General features: G+C 56.7%; 21 protein-coding genes, 1 other RNA gene and 2 pseudogenes. 16 read left to right on the top strand and 8 right to left on the bottom strand.

The genetic code is table 11. The features are described 5' to 3' along the window. Window positions 1-90: 90 nt before the first annotated feature. Window positions 91-687, bottom strand: coding sequence for a nucleotide exchange factor GrpE (grpE, locus tag RVM24_RS13380; RefSeq protein ID WP_061330645.1), 597 nt, complete (start codon window positions 685-687; stop codon window positions 91-93). Between the two features lie 263 nt (window positions 688-950). On the opposite strand from grpE, the gene recN reads away from it, so the two are divergent. Next, window positions 951-2,630, top strand: a complete 1,680-nt coding sequence (gene recN, locus RVM24_RS13385) for a DNA repair protein RecN (protein WP_072676285.1) — start codon at window positions 951-953, stop codon at window positions 2,628-2,630. Between the two features lie 60 nt (window positions 2,631-2,690). Here the strand turns inward: recN and fur are convergent, their stop codons facing one another. Then, window positions 2,691-3,110 (bottom strand): ferric iron uptake transcriptional regulator, encoded by a 420-nt coding sequence (gene fur, locus RVM24_RS13390; protein ID WP_286920591.1) that lies wholly within the window; start codon window positions 3,108-3,110, stop codon window positions 2,691-2,693. A 122-nt stretch (window positions 3,111-3,232) separates the two neighbouring features. On the opposite strand from fur, the gene RVM24_RS13395 reads away from it, so the two are divergent. Then, window positions 3,233-3,565, top strand: coding sequence for an outer membrane protein assembly factor BamE (locus RVM24_RS13395; protein ID WP_286920592.1), 333 nt, complete (start codon window positions 3,233-3,235; stop codon window positions 3,563-3,565). A gap of 4 nt (window positions 3,566-3,569) precedes the next feature. Here the strand turns inward: RVM24_RS13395 and RVM24_RS13400 are convergent, their stop codons facing one another. Genes RVM24_RS13400 through RVM24_RS13410 form a run of 3 tightly spaced genes read right to left on the bottom strand, consistent with a single transcriptional unit; the run spans window position 3,570 to window position 5,948 of the window. Then, window positions 3,570-3,848: an RnfH family protein gene (locus tag RVM24_RS13400; protein ID WP_058092534.1), complete on the bottom strand. Its 279-nt coding sequence runs from the start codon at window positions 3,846-3,848 to the stop codon at window positions 3,570-3,572. Further along, the gene (locus RVM24_RS13405; protein ID WP_058092533.1) at window positions 3,848-4,294 is read right to left on the bottom strand and encodes a type II toxin-antitoxin system RatA family toxin; all 447 of its coding nucleotides are present in this window, start codon (window positions 4,292-4,294) and stop codon (window positions 3,848-3,850) included. The genes RVM24_RS13400 and RVM24_RS13405 overlap by 1 nt, the downstream gene beginning before the upstream one ends. A 58-nt stretch (window positions 4,295-4,352) precedes the next feature. Further along, window positions 4,353-5,948, bottom strand: a complete 1,596-nt coding sequence (locus RVM24_RS13410) for a sodium-dependent transporter (RefSeq protein ID WP_286920593.1) — start codon at window positions 5,946-5,948, stop codon at window positions 4,353-4,355. 181 nt (window positions 5,949-6,129) lie between these two features. On the opposite strand from RVM24_RS13410, the gene smpB reads away from it, so the two are divergent. From smpB to RVM24_RS13455, 9 genes and pseudogenes are all read left to right on the top strand, one after another. Further along, a complete protein-coding gene (gene smpB / locus RVM24_RS13415) occupies window positions 6,130-6,612 on the top strand; it encodes an SsrA-binding protein SmpB (protein WP_058092531.1) in 483 nt (160 codons plus the stop codon). 138 nt (window positions 6,613-6,750) lie between these two features. Then, on the top strand, window positions 6,751-8,169 hold the full coding sequence (locus RVM24_RS13420) for a wax ester/triacylglycerol synthase family O-acyltransferase (protein WP_420194573.1): 1,419 nt from the start codon (window positions 6,751-6,753) through the stop codon (window positions 8,167-8,169). A 70-nt stretch (window positions 8,170-8,239) separates the two neighbouring features. Continuing rightward, window positions 8,240-8,604, top strand: a transfer-messenger RNA (tmRNA) gene (ssrA, locus tag RVM24_RS13425). Window positions 8,605-8,912: 308 nt separating this feature from the next. Beyond that, the gene (gene istA / locus RVM24_RS13430; RefSeq protein WP_431474190.1) at window positions 8,913-10,454 is read left to right on the top strand and encodes an IS21 family transposase; all 1,542 of its coding nucleotides are present in this window, start codon (window positions 8,913-8,915) and stop codon (window positions 10,452-10,454) included. A gap of 12 nt (window positions 10,455-10,466) precedes the next feature. Further along, window positions 10,467-11,222, top strand: a complete 756-nt coding sequence (gene istB, locus RVM24_RS13435; RefSeq protein WP_431474191.1) for an IS21-like element ISSpu5 family helper ATPase IstB — start codon at window positions 10,467-10,469, stop codon at window positions 11,220-11,222. A 306-nt stretch (window positions 11,223-11,528) separates the two neighbouring features. Next, window positions 11,529-12,770, top strand: a pseudogene (locus RVM24_RS13440) (type I restriction-modification system subunit M); the annotation flags it as partial. Between the two features lie 149 nt (window positions 12,771-12,919). Continuing rightward, window positions 12,920-13,057: pseudogene (locus RVM24_RS13445) on the top strand (N-6 DNA methylase); the annotation flags it as partial. Between the two features lie 12 nt (window positions 13,058-13,069). Continuing rightward, window positions 13,070-13,240 (top strand): hypothetical protein, encoded by a 171-nt coding sequence (locus RVM24_RS13450; RefSeq protein ID WP_431475426.1) that lies wholly within the window; start codon window positions 13,070-13,072, stop codon window positions 13,238-13,240. A gap of 27 nt (window positions 13,241-13,267) precedes the next feature. Then, entirely contained in the window at window positions 13,268-13,882 is a 615-nt protein-coding gene (locus RVM24_RS13455; protein WP_431474192.1) for a Fic/DOC family protein, read from the top strand. Window positions 13,883-13,898: 16 nt separating this feature from the next. Here the strand turns inward: RVM24_RS13455 and RVM24_RS13460 are convergent, their stop codons facing one another. Next, the gene (locus tag RVM24_RS13460; RefSeq protein ID WP_431474193.1) at window positions 13,899-14,063 is read right to left on the bottom strand and encodes a hypothetical protein; all 165 of its coding nucleotides are present in this window, start codon (window positions 14,061-14,063) and stop codon (window positions 13,899-13,901) included. Window positions 14,064-14,345: 282 nt separating this feature from the next. Here RVM24_RS13460 and RVM24_RS13465 point away from each other — a divergent pair, with 282 nt between their 5' ends. The 5 genes from RVM24_RS13465 (at window position 14,346) to RVM24_RS13485 (ending at window position 18,046) form a co-directional block, all read left to right on the top strand. Further along, on the top strand, window positions 14,346-14,795 hold the full coding sequence (locus tag RVM24_RS13465) for a restriction endonuclease subunit S (RefSeq protein ID WP_431474194.1): 450 nt from the start codon (window positions 14,346-14,348) through the stop codon (window positions 14,793-14,795). Further along, a protein-coding gene (locus tag RVM24_RS13470; protein WP_431474195.1) for an IS3 family transposase occupies window positions 14,764-15,926 on the top strand; the annotation gives its coding sequence in 2 pieces (ribosomal slippage) (window positions 14,764-15,019 and window positions 15,019-15,926; 1,164 coding nt in all). The genes RVM24_RS13465 and RVM24_RS13470 overlap by 32 nt, the downstream gene beginning before the upstream one ends. 99 nt (window positions 15,927-16,025) lie before the next feature. Beyond that, the gene (locus RVM24_RS13475; RefSeq protein ID WP_431474196.1) at window positions 16,026-16,295 is read left to right on the top strand and encodes a hypothetical protein; all 270 of its coding nucleotides are present in this window, start codon (window positions 16,026-16,028) and stop codon (window positions 16,293-16,295) included. After that, on the top strand, window positions 16,296-16,991 hold the full coding sequence (locus RVM24_RS13480; RefSeq protein WP_431474197.1) for a restriction endonuclease subunit S: 696 nt from the start codon (window positions 16,296-16,298) through the stop codon (window positions 16,989-16,991). It begins immediately after the preceding gene. Then, entirely contained in the window at window positions 16,991-18,046 is a 1,056-nt protein-coding gene (locus RVM24_RS13485) for a restriction endonuclease (RefSeq protein WP_431474198.1), read from the top strand. The genes RVM24_RS13480 and RVM24_RS13485 overlap by 1 nt, the downstream gene beginning before the upstream one ends. A 324-nt stretch (window positions 18,047-18,370) precedes the next feature. Here the strand turns inward: RVM24_RS13485 and RVM24_RS13490 are convergent, their stop codons facing one another. Both RVM24_RS13490 and RVM24_RS13495 read right to left on the bottom strand, forming a co-directional pair. Continuing rightward, window positions 18,371-18,937 carry a PIN domain-containing protein gene (locus RVM24_RS13490; RefSeq protein WP_431474199.1) on the bottom strand — a complete coding sequence of 189 codons (567 nt, stop codon included), beginning with the start codon at window positions 18,935-18,937 and terminating at the stop codon, window positions 18,371-18,373. 6 nt (window positions 18,938-18,943) lie between these two features. Then, entirely contained in the window at window positions 18,944-19,396 is a 453-nt protein-coding gene (locus RVM24_RS13495) for a helix-turn-helix domain-containing protein (protein ID WP_431474200.1), read from the bottom strand. Window positions 19,397-19,547 lie beyond the last annotated feature (151 nt).

The raw sequence follows: 19,547 nt of genomic DNA on the forward strand, positions 1-19,547 counted from the left end.
AATCACTCCAAATCTTTCTGAATGCTGTCCCAGGGAGGTTTGCCCTGACTGTCGCTGTTTAATCGCTATATTGGCGCTTTAATCGGCTTTTCAAGCCTGCTCGTCGATTTTTGGTGCATCTTCGGCCTTGGCCACAACCACCATGGCGGGACGAACCACGCGACCGTTCAGCAGGTAGCCCTTCTGCACCACGGCAACCACACTGTTCGGCTCGGCATCTGGCGCGGGCACCATAGACATCGCCTCGTGCTGTTGCGGATCGAACGGTTCACCCACCGGGTTCACCTGTTCAACGTTGAATTTCTTGAGGCCGTTCATGAACAGGCCCAAAGTCATTTCCACGCCTTCGCGAATGGAGCCAACCAGCTCACCGGCGTTTTCATGTCCTTCAGTGCTTTCCACTGCCTTTTCAAGGCTGTCCGCCACCGGAAGAAGCTCTTTCACAAACTTTTCCAGAGCGAACTTGTGGGCCTTTTCCACATCAATTTCGGCTCGACGACGCACATTCTGCATCTCAGCCTGGGCCCTCAGCGCCTGGTCCTGGTATTCCTGCAACTGCGCCTTCAGCAATTCCAGTTCGGAACCTTCTTCAGCACCGGCGGTTTCTGCTTCGCCCTGCTCTTCTGTGGCGTTTACTGCCTCGTTCAGCTCGTCTACTTGTTCGTTGCGCTTATCGTCAGCACTCATGACAACTCCTGATGACTTTCCCTGGGCCCGAGGGCCTGCGGCTAAATGAGCCCCGCCTTGCACAGGCAGGAAAATACGACTTTGCGAACGGATATGGGGCCCGCCCCTCAGGTTTCAACCTCAAACGATGCATTCTTTCAGATTTTCACGATTCGATTGTTTGCAATCAGGAAAAAGGCTGTATATATTCACAGCAACTGTATAGATCAACAGTGTCCAGACAATTTTCAGAGAGTCTCCAATTCTGAGCGGAGGTTATCGGCATGCTCACACAACTTATGGTCTCCAACTACGCCATCGCCGAACGGGTCGACCTGCATTTCAGCAAAGGCATGACGGCCCTGACCGGTGAAACCGGCGCAGGTAAATCCATTGTTCTGGATGCTCTCAGCCTGGCCATGGGCGGCCGAGCAGATGCCGGAGCCGTGCGCCACGGCGCCAAACGAGCCGATATCACCGCCAGCTTCGACATCTCACGTATTCCGATTGCCCGACAATGGCTGGAAGAACACGAACTGGATGACAAAGACGACTGCATCCTGCGCCGGACCATCAGCAAGGATGGTCGTTCAAAAGCCTTTATTAATGGCCAGCCCTGCCCACTCTCCCAGCTCAAGGACCTTGGCGGCCTGCTGATGGATATTCACAGCCAGCACCAACATCAGTCACTGCTGCAAAAAGACACTCATCGGAAGCTGCTGGACGAATTCTCCGGCGCCGAAGACCTGGCAGAGCAAACCCGGGATGCCTGGAAAGCCTGGCATAGAACCAGTCAGAAGCTGGAACAGCGGCGCCAGAACGCCGACGAGGCAGAGGCAAAACTGCAACTGCTCCGGTACCAGGTGGAAGAGCTGGACCGGCTTGCCCTGGGCGATGGCGAACAGGAAGCGCTTGAACAGGAACAAGCGCAGCTGAGCCAGGCCGATGCGGTACTGCATAGCAGCCATCAGGCTGCCCTGCTGTGCACTGAGGACGAAACCAGTGCCGCCGACCTGGTGCGTCAGGCACTCCAGCAACTGGAGCAACTCCCAGTGGATGTTCCGGCACTGGCTGACACCATCCAGATGCTGACCGAAGCACAGATCCAGATTTCAGAAGCCGGGGACAACCTTCGGCACTTTGTTGAAGACTACGAAGCAGACCCCGCACGGCTGGCCGAGGTCGAGGAACGCCTGAGCGCCATTTATCAGATGGCTCGAAAGCACCGCATCACACCGGAGGAATTGCCGGAACTGCACCAACGCCTGTCGAACGAACTGGAAGAACTGGACGGCGGCGAAGGCAGCCTCGAGCAGCTTGAGGCAGAGCAGCAAGCCCTGCGCAAACGGTTTGATGAACTGGCCGGGCAATTAACGGCCAAGCGGGAGCAGGCAGCGGCGGAACTGGATCAGCGAATTGCTCAGGAGCTTGCACAGCTGAGCATGCCGGCCGTCCAGTTTGTTACCAAACTGGGCCGCAACAGCAATGACGAACCGGCCCCCCACGGTATGGAAGATGTCGAGTTCCTGGTCAGCGCCAACCCGGGGCAACCCGCACGCCCACTGGCCAAGGTGGCCTCCGGGGGCGAACTGTCTCGGATCAGCCTTGCCATTCAGGTAGTGGTCGCCCAGACCTCAACCACCCCCACCCTCGTGTTTGACGAAGTGGACGTGGGTATTGGTGGCGGCACAGCAGAGGTGGTCGGGCGTTTGCTCCGGTCTCTGGGCAGCAACGGCCAGGTGCTGTGTGTCACTCACTTGCCCCAGGTTGCAGCTCAGTGCCACCAGCACCTGTTCGTCAGCAAATTCACCGAACAGGACGCAACCTATTCACGCATTGAAACGCTGGATGACCAGGGAAGAATCAGCGAAGTGGCAAGAATGCTGGGCGGCGTAGACATGACAGAGCACACCATTGCCCACGCCCGGGAGATGTTCGTTAAGGGTCAGGCGACCCATCACTGAATCCCCCTCTCGATTCGGAGAGCTGTTGGGGCCGGCGCTTGCTGGCCCCTTTTTTTTGACTTATTTCTTGGAAGAGCCCAAAGGCTTAACGTAGAGGATCAGGCTGTGATCAACGATCTCATAGCCGTGCTCCCTGGCGATCTTCTGCTGGCGCTCTTCGATGATATCATCCACAAACTCGATCACTTCTCCGGTTTGCGTGCATACCATGTGGTCATGGTGATCATCGCCCGCCATTTCGAAGACGGCGTGGCCACCCTCAAAGTTATGGCGCAACACCAGGCCTGCGGCCTCGAACTGAGTCAGCACCCGGTAGACGGTTGCCAGCCCCACGTCATCTCCCTGATCCAGCAGCTTCTTGTAAACATCCTCGGCACTCAAATGGTGCTCTTCGGCGTTCTCCAGAATATTGAAGATTTTGACTCTCGGGAGAGTAACCTTCAAACCGACCTTTCGTAATTCGGCGTTTTCAGATGACATGTTACTATTCACTCTTTGGTGTGCCTTACGGCTTCCGGTATGATGAAGCCGCCGTTCAACGGACTACCCGTTTCACACCTGCTTGATGCAGGCGATTTCAAGATAGAGGATTTCCCCCGGCGATGCAAAAGCTCACCGCTATCGTTCTTATTAGCATTTTATCCTTGTCCGGTTGCGCATTCCCTGGCGTTTACAAAATCAACGTGCAACAGGGGAATATCGTGACCGAAGACGACCTCAAGAGCCTCTCGCAAGGCATGGCCCGCAGTCAGGTTCATGCGGTTCTCGGGTCGCCGCTGATGCTCAATCCGGTGGACCCCTCGCGCGAGTACTATGTGTACACCTTCCAGCGCCGGGGTGGGGATATCCTGGAGCAGCGCATAATCGTCTATTACGAAGGCGACGAGTTCAGCCATTACGACGCACGACTGCTGGAAGAAACGCCCGCTTACTGATTGTTCAGGCTTTCTTTTTGGCCCGGTTCAGCCGGGCCTGCTTGGGATCTATCTTTAGCGGTCGGTATAGTTCAACCCGGTCTCCCTCGCGCAGCTCATGGCCCGCGGGGTCTTTAATGACTTTGCCAAACACGCCCATATCCGTTGCGTCCGGATCGATTTCCGGGAAAATATCCGTTATTCCAGACAGTTTCACGGCCTCGATGGCCGTGGTTCCCTCAGGCACTTCAATCGCCACAATTTGCTGCTTGTCTGGCCGGGCATACGCTACCTCTACCTGCATCAAACCGTCCCTCCCTGATAAATCTGGTCTGCCCGACGGCAAAACGCATCCACCATGGTATTGGCAGCCTGATTGAACACCGGACCAAAAGTCATTCGGGACAGTGAGCCCGAAAACTCAAACTCCAGGGTCAGGATCACCTTACAGGCCTGCTCGTTGAGCGCCTTGAAGTGCCACCGCCCCCGCAGATTTTTCAGCGGTCCATCCACCAGGCTCATCTCGATCGCCTCGGGCATCAACAGCTGATTACGCGTGGTCAGGCGATGGCGCACACCGCCCTTGGCAATCTCCAGTGACGCCATGATCTCTGCATCCGTCTGTTCGTGCACCTCTGCCCCGGCGCACCAGGGCAGAAACTCGGGATACCGTGCAATATCATTGACCAGATGGAACATGCGCTCTGCGGAGTGCATGACCAATGCCGTCTTATCAATCTGATGCGCCATGAAAACCGGGATTCCTGCGTTTTTACAACAAAAGAGCCGACTGGCCCGCGAAGGCCAACTACACACTATGATAAAGGATATCGTCCCCGTTGGGGGCGTTTTCCGCCGGCTGGCTTTCTGCGCCCTGACCAGACGCGTTACCTTCTGGCCCCGGGCCCTCACTTTGCGGGCTTGCAGGCAAACCGTCACCGTCATCGTTTGCCGTCGCAGGCATCGGTTGTTCCGGCGCGCCATCTTGTGCGCACCAAATGGCGGCGCTGCCGTTATCACACAGGTTTGACAACGAGAATACTGTGTATTGTATGCCAATCCAGGCCACCAGAACCGGCAGAACAAGGCGCATGACCCAATACCAGATCTTGCGAATAGCCACCGGGGTGTTACCAAGAATCCTTGCGGCATAGCGCCGGGTCAGGCACCAACCGGCAAAGGTGGCAATCAGCAAGGCCACCAGCGGAATCAGGATGCCGCCCGTCGTCAGCTCCAGCCATCGAAACAGGGTGGCACCAGCAAACCGGTAGTCCTCCCAGAGATTGAAGGAGAATAGCGAACCCAGGCCGGCAGCCCACACGGCAACACCGGCAATAACCGCAGACCACCCTCGGGGTGCGCCAGTCCACTCACGAAACCAGCCCACCACAGGCTCCAACAGCGATATGGCGGTCGCCCACACGATCATGAGCACCAGCAGGAACACCGCCGCAATGATCAACTGACTGTGGGGCAACTGGGCCAGCGTGACCGGCAGGGAGACAAACAACAGCCCGAAGCCTCGCTCACCATCAAGACTGGCACCATCCAGCGCCACCGAGAACATCATCAGCCCCGCCAGGATGGCCACCAGAGTGTCCATCAACACCACCGCCAGCAATGACCGCTTCAACCGGGTATGTGACGTGCTGTAAGCGCCGAAGATCGCCCACACCCCCATCCCAAGGCCAAGGGTATAGAAAGCGTGAAAAAAGGCCGCCTTGACGCTATTGAAACCAACGTCGTCTGGCCGCAGCGCCAGGATGTGTTCAATACCCGAATCCAGCCGCCCATGACTGGCCGACAAGGCAAATAACCCCAGCATCAGCAGCAACGCTGCGGGCACCAGAAATCGCAGCGATCGCTCCAACCCCTTCACAACGCCCTGGGCAGATACCCACACCACGAGAACCATGAAGAACGCGTGCCAGGCCATAAACTCCCGATGCCCACCCGGCCTGGACACCAGATCCGTCAGGATACCGGTCGCCGCCTCGGGCGTCGCTGCCCTGAAACTGTCTGTCGCTCCAAAGAAGACATAGGCCAGCACGATGCCACCGAACACCGCAGTGAATGACAACACCAGGAACGCGGCAAGCACACTCAACGGGCCCGCCAGGCGCCACAGCGGTGAACAGCCTGCGTCTTTCACCATGCCGTCCATCGCCAGCACGATGCCATGGCGTGAGTGCCGCCCAAGAACCGCCTCGGTCACCATCAGAGGCAGGGTTACCAGGAGCAGGCAGGCGAGATACAGGAAAATGAACAACCCGCCACCGTGCATACTGGCCAGGTATGGAAACTGCCACAGATTGGCCAGGCCCACGGTTGCGCCCACCGAGGCCCAGAAAAACGTGGATTTTCGGGTAAATGACCCGATGGACGTGTGATACTTGCTCGCCATGGCGATCCCTGACAGTCAAATGCGCCCCATTGTAGCCGAAGGCGGCATCCCGGAACGACTGGATCTACAAGCCCGGCGGTGAAATCGTGACCCGTCTGGCAGTCCTGGGCTACAATGCCCGATTTACCGGCCAACAGTCACCCGGCCGGGACACACATTCTTCCGATCCCGGACAGGATTCATGAGCAAGAAGAAAGCAAACGGACCAACCAGCAACACCATTGCCCTGAACAAGAAGGCAAAGCACGAATATCATATTGAAGAACGCTTTGAGGCCGGCCTTGCCCTGCTGGGCTGGGAAGTGAAGTCGCTGCGGGCCGGCAAGGCTCAGCTGGTAGACGCCTACGTACTTCTGAAAAATGGTGAAGCCTGGCTGTTGGGCGCGCATATCACGCCGCTCAACACCGCCTCCACCCATGTGATCGCCGACCCCACCCGTACCCGCAAACTGCTGCTGCACGCGAAGGAGATTGCCAAGATTATCGGCCAGGTCAATCAGGCCGGGCATACCTGCATACCGCTCGCCCTGTACTGGAAAGGCAATAAAGTGAAATGCGAAATTGCCCTGGTGAAAGGCAAGAAGCTGTTCGACAAGCGTGCCACCGAAAAAGAGCGTGACTGGAACCGCCAGAAACAGAGAATCATGCGCGAGGCCAACACCTGAGCCTCGCTCGCACTGTCGCTTTTACCGCCTCTTTCCCGGCCTCGGAATCCCTCCTATACTCAGGTGTTCACACCTGCTCCGACCCCACAGGCAGTACCTGGAGCCCCTGTTAGTTGGCAAACAGCAAAGGGAGGGCTTATGTCATCTGAACGGACGGCAATGACGTCAGTCGACCGATCCTGGCTGCGTATGGACACCCCGGAGAACCCCATGATGATCTCCGCGGTGCTGATGTTCGAGCAACCAATTCCGATCAAACGGCTAAAACGCACACTCGAAGAACGATTTCTGAGATTCAGGCGCTTTCGCCAACGGGTGGTTGAGAAGGGCGACAAATGCTACTGGGAAGACGATCCCAACTTTGATCTCGACAACCACCTGCACCGCATTGCACTGCCAGGACAAGCCAGCAAGAAAGAGTTGCAGGAACTGGCCAGCGACTTCAACAGCACGGCGCTCGACTTTCGCCGGCCACTCTGGCAAATCCACTACATCGATAACTTCAACGGCGGCTGCGCCCTGCTGATCCGCATTCACCACTGCATTGCCGATGGCATTTCACTGGTTCGGGTTCTGCTATCGCTCACCGACCGGACACCAGAACCCAAACTGGAGCGCATCGCCAAGAAAGTCACCATTCCCAAACCCCAGGGCAACGCTGCCACCCGGTTTTTGCACCGTTTGGTGGACAGCAGCCAGGCTGGCTGGCAACAGGCGCAACTGTTCCTGGATTCCGTTCGGCAAGAGCCCAATTACCCCCTGAAACTGGCGCGGACCGCCGGCGGCATCGCCATGGACCTGGCGAAACTCGGGCTGGCCCCGTTTGAGCCGAAAACCAGCCTGAAAAGCCAGTTGGTAGGCCGAAAGAAAGTGGCCTGGGCGGAGCCCCTGGCCCTGGATGACGTAAAACACTGCGCCAGGACCCTGGGTGGAACGGTCAACGACGTATTGCTATGCGCCGCCACCGGCGCCCTGAGCCGGCACTTTACCGAACACAAGCAAACCATACCCGATTGCGGTATTCGCGTTGCGGTGCCGTTCAACCTTCGGCCCCTGGACCAACCCATAGAATCATTGGGCAATCAGTTTGGCCTGGTTCTGGTATGCCTGCCTGTGGAAGTGCATGACCCACTAATGTGTTTCCGCCAGGTGCAGGAAAATATGAATCGGCTCAAACAGTCCTATCAAGCCCAGGTAACCTACAGCCTGCTGGACCTGTTTGGCCGGGGCCCGGATATTCTTGAGCGCCGGGCCCTGGACTTGCTCAGTAACAAGGCCTCTGCAGTACTGACCAACGTGCCCGGCCCACGGCATCCGGTTTACCTGGCCGGCAGCAAACTGGTGCAACCCATGTTCTGGGTGCCCCAGAGCGGCAACATCGGCATTGGCATGAGCATATTCAGCTACGCCGACACCGTGCAGTTCGGCATCACCGTCGACAAGGGCATCCAGGCCGACCCGCAAGCAGTAATGACCTACTTCCGGGACAGCTTCCAGCACCTGTACGACGCGGCCATGTCTCACGCCCATGGCCTGCACATTGCACAGGCCTCGTGAACAGGATAAGTACAAATAGTGACAAACAAGCCTTGAAGTCCGGCAAACCGGACACATATACTGATCATAAGGGGACGACATGGCTTCGACGCTGGTGGCGAACCCTTGGGTGCATGTCGAGATGGCAGCCAATCTCGTTAATCCAAAGCTGCAACGCAATAGTCGCAAACGACGAAAACTACGCACTAGCAGCGTAAGCTGCTAGTCGTCCTGACCGGGTCGCCCGTAGCCCGGAAGCAACATCTCAGGACGTCATCGCTTACGGGATGCTCCTTTATCCAGAGCTCACTGGCTAAAGGCTAAGATTTAAAGAGCTCGCCTCTCGCACCCTGGCCTTCGGGTCGCAAGAGGTTAAATTAATAGAAGGACACTAAACATGTAGATCTCAAGGCCTAGTGCTGGCGGACGCGGGTTCAATTCCCGCCGTCTCCACCAACTTCCAAGAGAAAAGCCCCGGACCTCCGGGGCTTTTTTCGTTTCTGACCTTCCGTTTTTTCTTCAGTTGTCATCTGGCGCTTGACCGATTGAGGGTTACCGCTTCTTCCGAGCCTTCAGAAGCTGCGTATTCCAGACCAAGGTTGCCACTGATTCCAGACGAAGTCTGCCACCCATTCCACGCGAAAGCTGCCACTAATTCCACGGCAAAGCTGCCACCCCAGCAGACTGCCTGAAGCTCCATCAAAATCGTCCGGCGCGGGATAACTTAACGGTACTCTGACCCTTTTCATCCGGAGATGGGCCAGATGCCAGCGAAGAGGTTATCCATGCGTAAAATCAAAGAAGTCCTTCGCCTCAAGTGGGAGCGAGGGCTGAGCAACCGCCAGATTGCGGCGTCCTGTGGCGTTAGCCGCCCCACCGTAAGCGACTACCTGCGCCGCACGGTTGAGGCCGGTCTGAGCTGGCCGTTGCCAGCGGATCTGGATGAGGCCCACCTGGAGCGGTTGCTGTTCCCGCCGCCACCGGACCTGCCAGCACAGGCCAGAGGTATACCCGACTGGCAACACATCCGTGACGAACTCACGGGCAAGAACGTCACCCTGTTCCTGCTCTGGCAGGAGTACCGGCAAGCCAACCCGGACGGTTATCAGTACAGCTGGTTCTGCGAGCACTACCGGGCCTGGCGGGGCAAGCTGGACCTGGTGATGCGCCAGGACCATCGGGCCGGTGAGAGGCTATTCGTGGACTATGCCGGCCAGACCGTCCCCGTCATTGACCGCACCACCGGAGAGATCCACGAGGCACAAGTCTTTGTCGCGGTGATGGGTGCATCCAATTACACCTACGCCGAAGCCACTTGGAGCCAGACATTGCCGGACTGGGTCGGCTCCCACATCCGGACCTTCGAGTTCCTGGGCGGAGTGCCGGAACTGGTGGTTCCGGACAACCTCCGCTCCGGCGTCAGCAAGGCCCATCGCTACGAGCCGGATCTCAACCCAACCTATCAGGACATGGCCGCCCATTATGGCGTGGCCGTTGTCCCGACAAGAGTTCGCAAGCCCCGTGACAAGGCCAAGGTGGAAGGCGGTGTATTGATCGTCGAGCGCTGGATCCTGGCGGCGTTGCGCCATCGCCAGCACTTCTCCCTGGGGCAACTCAACGCCACCATCCGTGAACTGCTGGAGCGGCTCAACAGCCGCCCCTTCCGCAAGTTGCCCGGCTGCCGGCGCGACCACTTCGAACAGCTGGATAAACCGGTTCTACAGCCGTTGCCGGCAGAACCGTATGTCTACGCAGAGTGGAAGAAGGCTCGGGTGCATATCGACTACCACGTAGCCATCGACGGTCACTATTACTCAGTGCCCTACACCCTGATCAAGAAAGAGGTGGAGGTTCGCATCACCCACAACACCATCGAATGCTTTTACCGGGGCAACCGGATCGCCAGCCACCGGCGCTCAGACCAGAAGGGACGGCACACCACCATCGCCGCGCACATGCCCGAATCCCATCGCCAGGCTGGCGAGTGGTCGCCGGAACGGCTCATCGCCTGGGCGGCCAAGACCGGACCGGCGACGGAGAAGCTTATCCGCACCGCTCTGGGTGCCCGCAAACACCCTCAGCAGGCGTACCGCTCCTGTCTGGGCATTCTCCGGTTGGGGCAGAGCTACGGCGAGTCGCGGCTGGAGGCCGCCTGCCAGCGAGCCCTGATGCTGGGAAGCTGCCGCTACAAGAGCATTGAATCCATCCTCAAACACCGTCTGGATCAGCAGCCTCTGGAAGAGCAACAGGAACTGGCCTTGCCCGATACCCACGACAACATCCGTGGCCCCGCCTACTACCACTGAAGGATCTCTGACATGCTGAAACATCCCACACTGGACAAGCTCCACGCCCTCAAACTGACCGGCATGGCCGCCGCCCTGGCGGATCAGTCGGCCACCCCCGACATCACCGATCTGAGCTTCGAGGAACGCCTCGGGCTGCTGGTCGACCGGGAAATGACCGAGCGAGATAACCGGCGCATGACCAGCCGGTTGCGCCGGGCTAAGCTGCGGCACAATGCCATCCTCGAAGACCTGGATTACCGCTATTCACGCGGCCTAGATAAAGGACTGGTCCAGTCGCTGGCCGGTTGCCAATGGGTGAAGGAACACCTGAATGTGCTCATCACCGGTCCCACCGGGGTCGGGAAAACCTGGCTGGCCTGTGCTCTGGCACATAAGGCCTGCCGGGAGGGTTACACCGCCCAGTACGTCCGCCTGACCCGACTGCTACGGGAGCTGACCATTGCCAAAGGCGATGGCCAATACTCAAAACTCCTGACGAATCTGGCCAAGGTCGACGTGCTGATCCTGGATGACTGGGGGCTGATGAAACTGAGCGCCGAGAATCGGCGAGACTTGCTGGAGGTGCTGGAAGATCGACATGGCCGGCGCTCCACCATCGCCACTAGCCAATTACCCATCGAGGAATGGCATGGCGTAATCGGTGACGCCACTCTGGCAGACGCCATTCTGGACCGGCTCGTTCACAACGCTTACAAGATCAATCTCCGGGGCGAGTCCATGCGAAAACAGCAGGCAAAGTTGACGGCCACCAAGACTTCGGAGTAAGAAGAGAAACCCCGCGTCGCTACGCTCCGATGGGTGGCAGCCTTGCTCCGGTCCGGGTGGCAGGCTTCACATGGAATGGGTGGCAACCTTCAGCGGTTTACGCAGAAGCCCCGGTCAACCTTGCCTAACCCCGCCAACTGACGTAAAACAACCCTATATCGAGTGGTTAGCAAGCAATACACCCCCGGTATTGCCCGTTACACTCCGGAACAATCCAAGGCACGAACCGACACAGCCTGTCGCTCCGTGCCTTTACGCTTTATCAGAGAACGAAAGCAGTAACTTCTCATAGGGAACAACCGAGCAATGAACAACACGGAACAGCAATTCCTCAAAGCCCTGGACGACAAACTCTGGAAAGCCGCCGACAAGCTCCGCGCCAACCTGGATGCCGCCAACTACAAGCATGTGGTACTGGGCCTGATCTTCCTGAAGTACGTCTCCGATGCCTTCGAGGAGCGTCAGGAAGAATTGCTGGAACGGTTCAAGGATCAGAACGACGACATCTACTACCTGCCGCCGGAAGACTACGACGGCCACGAGGACTACCAGCAAGCCCTGCTGGAAGAACTGGAAATACTGGATTACTACCGCGAAGCCAACGTGTTCTGGGTACCCAAGCCCGCTCGCTGGAGCACCCTGAAAGAGAAAGCCGTGCTGCCCGTGGGCACTGTGCTCTGGCAAGACGACGCCGGTAACGATGTGAAGCTGCGCTCCGTGTCTTGGCTGATCGACAACGCCCTGGAAGAAATCGAGAAGAGCAACGCCAAGCTCAAAGGCATCCTCAACCGAATCAGCCAGTACCAGCTGGACAACGATAAACTGCTGGGCCTGATCAACACCTTCTCCGACACCTCTTTCACCCGGCCGGTGTTCGAGGGCGAGAAGCTGAACCTGCACAGCAAAGACATCCTCGGCCATGTGTACGAATACTTCCTGGGACAGTTCGCCCTGGCAGAAGGCAAGCAGGGCGGCCAGTATTACACCCCCAAGAGCATCGTCACCCTGATTGTCGAAATGCTGCAGCCCTACTCCGGGCGGGTATACGACCCCGCCATGGGCTCCGGCGGTTTCTTTGTCTCCAGCGACAAGTTCATTGAAGAACACGCCAGCGAGCAGCACTACGACGCCAACGAGCAGAAGAAGCACATCTCCGTTTACGGCCAGGAGTCTAACCCCACCACCTGGCGCCTGGCCGCCATGAACATGGCCATCCGGGGCATCGACTTCAACTTCGGCAAGAAGAACGCCGACACCTTCCTGGACGACCAGCACCCGGACCTGCGCGCCGACTTCGTGATGGCCAACCCGCCGTTCAACATCAAAGACTGGTGGAGCGAATCCCTGGCCGACGACGTGCGCTGGAAGTACGGTACCCCGCCCAAAGGCAACGCCAACTTCGGCTGGATGCAGCACATGCTCCACCACCTGGCGCCCACCGGTAGTATGGCACTGCTGCTGGCCAACGGCTCCATGAGCTCCAACACCAACAACGAAGGTGAAATCCGCAAGCGCCTGGTGGAGGAAGACCTGGTGGAATGCATGGTGGCCCTGCCCGGCCAGCTGTTCACCAACACCCAGATCCCGGCCTGTATCTGGTTCCTGACCCGGACAAAGCCAACGGCATGGTGCGCAACGAGAAAAAGCGCGACCGCCGGGAAGAGTTCCTGTTTATCGATGCCCGCAACCTGGGCTTTATGCGGGATCGGGTGCTGCGGGACTTCACCAATGAGGACATCGCCAAGGTCGCCGACACCTTCCATGCCTGGCAGCGCGGCGAGGGTTATGATGATGTCGCCGGCTTCTGCAAATCCGCCAGCCTGGATGAGATCAAGAAGCATGACTTTGTGCTGACGCCGGGGCGCTATGTGGGTGCTCAGGAGCAGGAAGACGATGGAGAGCCCTTTGCAGTGAAGATGGCGCGATTGACCGGACAGTTACGGGAGCAGTTTGCAGAGAGTGACCGGCTGGAGGCTGAGATCAAGCGGAATCTTGGGGGGCTGGGGTATGAACTCTGAGCGTCCTCTGCAAATGAGGCCATCGCTATGAGTCGCTACGACATTACCGGCAGCGAGGGCGAGTACCAGCCGGGCTCCGACAACAAAGTGTTGCGTAATCTTCCCGGCATTACCGACCCGGAAGAAATGAACATAGCAGAGACAGACCTGCTTGAAGAACTCTACCTACAGGTATTCGACAATTTCCCGGAAGAGCTCACCTTCGAGACGCTCTGCCAGTGGCATCGTGCCTGGCTGGGTAATGTGTATAGCTGGGCAGGCCAGAGTCGTACCGTTGATATGTCCAAGCCGAACATCCGGTTTGCGTCACCGGTCCAGATTCCAAAGCTGGCAGAGACATTTGAAGCGCGCTATCTCTCCCGTTTTTACGAGCTTCCCGAGATGAGCGACGAAGAACTGGTCGCTTTCCTCGCCGAAGTGCATGTGGAGTTCATCCTGATTCACCCTTTTCGGGAGGGCAACGGGCGGATATCGCGATTACTACTGGATGTAATGGCCACCAAGGCCGGTGCCGAGCCGCTCGACTACAGCCTTTGGGATGAACACAAGGACTTCTACTTTAAAGCCATTCAGGCGGGGCGAGACGGAGATTATCAATACGTTGAACGCCTGATCCGGGACGTTCTGGAGGCACAGCAGTGAGCCTTTTTATCGTGAATCAGGAGGCCAACGCTAACTTTCTGGTGCGGCGCGCGCGGGATTTCAAACGCTTCTCGATAACCTCGGTACGCTCACCGGTTTCGATGGCGCTTGAGCTGGCGACAGCTCGCACGATGCTAGCGCGGGAAACCGATACCTTGCCCGAGTTTTTTTTACGAACCATGGGACGACTCCGGAACAAAATGACTGGTGAAATTATAACACTCGGAGGACGTACCGTCCTGTCAGTCTTCACACAGGCTTTTCACTCGCCAATGAATACAAGTGCCGGCTTATACAGTGAGCCAAAGCCCTTATCTAGTAAGCGTGCGGCTTTATCTAGTAAGTCCGACTCACTACCTAGTATCCAGCATCTGAAATCCAGCTCCCGAATGCAGCGGGGGCTAGCTTCAAAGAACTGTAGGTTGGAGCCCGAAATCAAGCTAATTCTTGGGGAAATTGTGGCATGAATTCTGACTGGGCAACTATCCCACTTGGTGATGTATTAACTTTACAACGTGGCCATGATCTTCCAGCCCAGAACAGGCGTGCCGGAGTTATTCCCATACTGGGCTCCTCCGGCATTACCGGCTATCACAATGAAGCAAAGGCGGCCGGCCCGGGCGTCACCGTCGGGCGCAGTGGTAACTCGATGGGGGATATAAGCTACTCAGATAAAGATTTCTGGCCGTTGAACACAGCTCTATATGTCACCGATTTTAAAGGCAACGACCCGAAGTTTATTTATTACCTGTTAAAAACCATAGACTTTGACCAATTCAATTCTGGCAGTGCCCAAAAGTCGCTAAATCGAAATTGTAGTGGTTCAATGATTCCGGACACCAACGTAGGTGGTAAAATCGCCACCATAAACGAGGTGTCTGATGACCAGAAAGCGACGTTCTTTTTCTCCTGAGTTCAAACAGGAAGCAGCCAGCCTGGTGCTGGATCAAGGTTACACGATTCCGCAGGCCAGTGTGTCCCTGGGAGTCGGTGAAAGTGCCGTTCGGCGTTGGGTTCAACAACTCACGGAGGAGCGTAAAGGTGTCACCCCGAAGGGTAAGGCCTTAACCCCGGAGCAGCGCCGAATTCAAGAGCTGGAAGCCCGCTGCAATCGCCTGGAGCGAGAGAAGGAAATATTAAAAAAGGCTACAGCTCTCTTGATGTCGGACGAGATGAATCGTACGCGCTGATAGACCGGTTGGGAGAGCAGGAGTCAATTGAACTGGTCTGTGAAGCGTTTGAAATCAGCCGTTCTAGCTATTACGAGTACCGTCAACGGCGGAACCGTGTGGATGTGGAGCGCTTGGCCCTGAAGGCTCAGGTGAACCGCCTGTTTACCAAGAGCCGCAGTTCTGCCGGCAGCCGCACAATCAAAGGCTTGCTCCGCGAGGAAGGCGTTGTCGTCGGTCGCTTCAAAGTTCGACGACTGATGAGCGAGCTGGGGCTGATCTGTAAACAGCCAGGCCCTCATGCCTACAAACAGGCCACCGTTGAGCGACCGGATATCCCGAATCATCTGGATCGTGAGTTTACGGTAGAGCAACCCGACCAGGTCTGGTGTGGCGACATCACCTACATCTGGAGCGGCCAGCGATGGAGTTATCTGGCGGTGGTGCTGGATCTATACGCTCGCCGGGTTGTTGGCTGGGCCATGTCGTCCAGTCCGGATGCGGACCTGGTTGTAAAAGCTCTGGATCACGCCTGGGAACAGCGTGGTCGTCCAGAGACAGTCATGCTCCACTCGGATCAGGGAAGTCAGTACGCCAGTCGAAAGTTCCGTCAGAGGCTCTGGCGCTATCGAATGACACAAAGCATGAGCCGGCGCGGCAACTGCTGGGACAATGCACCGATGGAAAGGCTATTCCGGAGCCTGAAATCGGAATGGATACCGGCCCTGGGTTACCGAAATCTGCCTGATGCTCAAAAGGATGTTGGGAGCTACTTGATGGACTACTACAACCGGCAGCGGCCTCACGTATTCAACGGTGGCATTTCGCCCGTTGCGGCTGAGGAAAACCTTAAAATACTGTCCGGGATTAGTTGACCACTACAAAATGCCGTTTATCCCTTCGAGGTTAAGATCCCCAAAAGCCAAGCCGAGCAAAAGCGCATCAGTTCAGCACTCTCGTCCCTTGAAGATAAAGTGGCGATCAACCACCAAATCAACCAAACCCTCGAGCAAGTGGCTCAGGCCATCTTCAAAAGCTGGTTTGTCGATTTCGAGCCGGTCAAAGCCAAGATCGCCGCACTGGAAACCGGCGGCAGCAAGGAAGATGCCCTGCTCGCCGCCATGCAGGCCATTTCCGGCAAAGACGAAGCGGAGCTAACCCGCCTCCAGGCCGAACAACCCGAGCAATACACAGAGCTCCGCGCCACCGCCGAGCTGTTTCCGGCTGCTATGCAGGATAGTTAGTTGGGGGAGATTCCGGGGGGGTGGGGGGCACGGCCATTTGGTGACCTCCTAGAAAAAACTATCGGAGGTGATTGGGGCAAGGAGGAACCCGACGAGAAGCACACAGAAATGGTGAAGATACTCCGCGGCACCGACCTACCAAATGTTTATGCCGGCGATGACGGGAAGGTGCCCACGCGCTACGTGGAACCGAAGAAACTCAAGACACGCAGCCTCAAACCAGGTGACATAGTCATAGAAGTTTCCGGAGGAAGTAAAGGACAACCGACAGGCAGGTCGCTGCTTTTGACCTCCCGTCTTCTGGAGCGACTGGGCACTTGCGAACCTGCCAGTTTCTGTAGGCTATTTCGCCCCAAGGATCAAGAGACAGGGCTTCTTCTCGGCCTACATCTTCAGCATATATATTCAGAAGGCAAAACTTGGCTTTACCAGAACCAAAGCACTGGTATCAGTAACTTTCAAACTAAGATATTCCTCGAGCATGAGTTGGTCGCTACGCCGCCAGCAGAGTTGATGCACGGTTTCTACAAACGTGTCATCCCGCTAATCATCAGGATTCACGGTGATGAGAACGCAGTTCTTGCCGAACTTAGAGACTCTTTGCTCCCCAAACTCTTATCCGGCGAACTCTCCGTTCCCAGTAACTTGGGTAAAACTGCGAGTGAATCGCTGACAGCAGAGCAGGAGGCAACTTGATGGAGCTTTGGTTAACCCGAGCAGGATCTCACGGCGAGTTTGAGCAGAAGTTCTTGGACGAGGGCCGAATCTATCTGACCTGGGATGAACTTAGTGAGGATCTGTCGAAACTGGATAACCGGCAGTCCCTCCTGGAACTCCTTGAGCAGAATTACTCGAATGAAAAGCTGAAGCGATTACAGAACCACAGCAGCCAAATCTGGCCGTTCGTCAAAACGATGCAAGCCGATGACTGGGTGGTGCTCCCCTCCAAAAAACAGCCTGTGGTGTATGTCGGGAGGATAACGGGGGATTACGTTCATAACGCCAAAGGCCCGGACCCCTTCTTCCACTGGCGATCCGTCGAGTGGTTTGGGCAGGAGATCCCCCGCTCTCACTTTGGGCAAGACCTGCTCTACAGCTTCGGCGCGTTCATGACTATCTGCCGCATCAGGCGCAACAACGCATTGCTACGCCTGCAGGCCATGCACAAGTCTGGCTGGCAGGCTGAGAACACCAAGTCAGTGATCCAGCACAGCGGCCAGTCTACTAACCACGATGCCGATGATGTGTCCGGTGATGACGGATTCGATTTCAATCTGGCAGACTTGGCCAAGCAACAGGTAGTCAGCCTGATTGAGCAGAAGTTCAAGGGCCATGAGTTAACTCGATTAGTCGGCGCCATACTCAAAGCACAGGGCTACACCATTTGGCAGAGCCCCGAAGGTGCGGACGGGGGTGCAGATATTCTGGCCTCCAACGGCATGATGGGGTTCGGCAGCCAAACCATTTGCGTGGAGGTGAAGTCCGGCACTGGAACGGTGGACAGGCCCACGGTGGACAAGCTCTTGGGAGCCATGTCGAAGTTCAACGCCGACCATGGTCTGTTTGTCGCTTGGGGCGGGTTCAAACAGAATGTGCAGAAGGACATGGCTAGCAGCTTCTTCCGTCTGCGGTTATGGTCTCAGGATGACTTGCTGGATGAGCTGTTCGCGGTATACGACAAGCTGGACGATGAGCTGAAGGCCCAGCTGCCGCTGAAGCGAGTCTGGACGGTGGTTGCGGCCGATGACTGATGCCCGGATGACTGTCGAGGGAAATGATGAGCAGTATGCACAAACTGCATATTGCTGAATCAGGCAAGCGATGAACTACTAAAGAATCCTTAGGAGTTCAGTTGTTGCAAATTTAGCAACAACTGCCGGAACAAAGAAGCGGGAACTCTCCGGTATTTCCGGAACGTTCGATCAGCGACCAAACGCGCAGATTCGAAACCGGCAACCGCCGAGGATCTCTCGGTAGTTGCGCCACTTGCCCATTATCAGGCTTCCAGCCCAGGACAAGCGATTTTCTGTCATCCAGAATCCGAAAGAGCACAGGTTCCATTCTGGAACCCGTGGCTAGAGGAAATCCGCAAACTCCCGAAGCTTCGAGACCGTTTGGGGTAACTGCTGCTTTTGCAGCGTTGCCAGAAAGGTATCGACACTGAGTGGCGGATTCTTCAGCGCTGAACGCTGAGCCTGAAAAGCTCGGCAACACACCGTTGGCGCCATATCGATCTGATACAGAATGAAGTCATCCGGGTGAATCACTTCGATGTCGTAAGGGCGGAGTGAATCCTCCGGAAAGTCCTTCAGATTGAACGTCACGATGGCGTTGGCGTTACAACGGATGGCAGCAGCCAGCACGTGACGATCGTCCAGGTCCGGCAGGCGTAGCCCTTCGATCAGCGGCTCGTAACCGTACACTTTTGCATCGCGCACGTGCAGATCCATCAGTTCCCTCGCCCGCAACAAGCTCTCGGGCGAATGCTTCTTTGCCCTCAACAGCGCGTTGATCCACTCATCGTGTATGTGATCTGTCCAATGCGCTTTGAACAAGTCCGTTAATGCCAGCCGCATCAGCGCATCCCGCAAGGGGGCGGGATAGAGTACGCAGGCATCGTAGACGACGGTGAACTTGCTCATTGCCTGTCAGTACCCCATTCCCTCGTCCTGTGACAGTTGCGCCAACTCGTCCAGTGTTGCATGCCTCTGGCGATCAACCTGTTCCTTGTAGCTCAGTACATCCTGCAGTTTAACACGCCGATGGGCGCCCACCTTACGGAAGGGTATATCACCAGACTCCAACAGACTTACCAGGAAGGGGCGGCTCACATTCAGCAGGTTGGCCGCATCCTGTGTGCTGATTTCCTGGTGATAGGGGATCAGGCTAATGGCATTGCCCTGAGACACTTCCGCCAGAACATCTAGCAGAATTTGCAGCACATGCCCGGGCAGCACCAGTTCGTCAGATTCGCCATTGCAGCCGCGAAGCGAGAGCTGCACACGATCCACATCGGCGTATTTGGACAAGGTGCGACTGGAGACTTTGGCCTGTTCCACCTCTGCTGCCGTAGGCAAATGCACAATTTTTTGAGCAGGCATCGCATCTCTCCCCTGATATAAAAACGATTACCGAGCGCAATCATAGTATGTCGCTTAAACGAAATAAACGAAATAGACGAAATAGACGATTGCGCTATAACAACATGCAGACTCTGGCTGTTTAGCCAGCTATCGACCATACTCTGGCCAA

Origin of the sequence: Marinobacter sp. KM021 (genome assembly GCF_050707965.1) — a bacterium.
Taxonomy (GTDB): Bacteria; Pseudomonadota; Gammaproteobacteria; order Pseudomonadales; family Oleiphilaceae; genus Marinobacter; species Marinobacter shengliensis.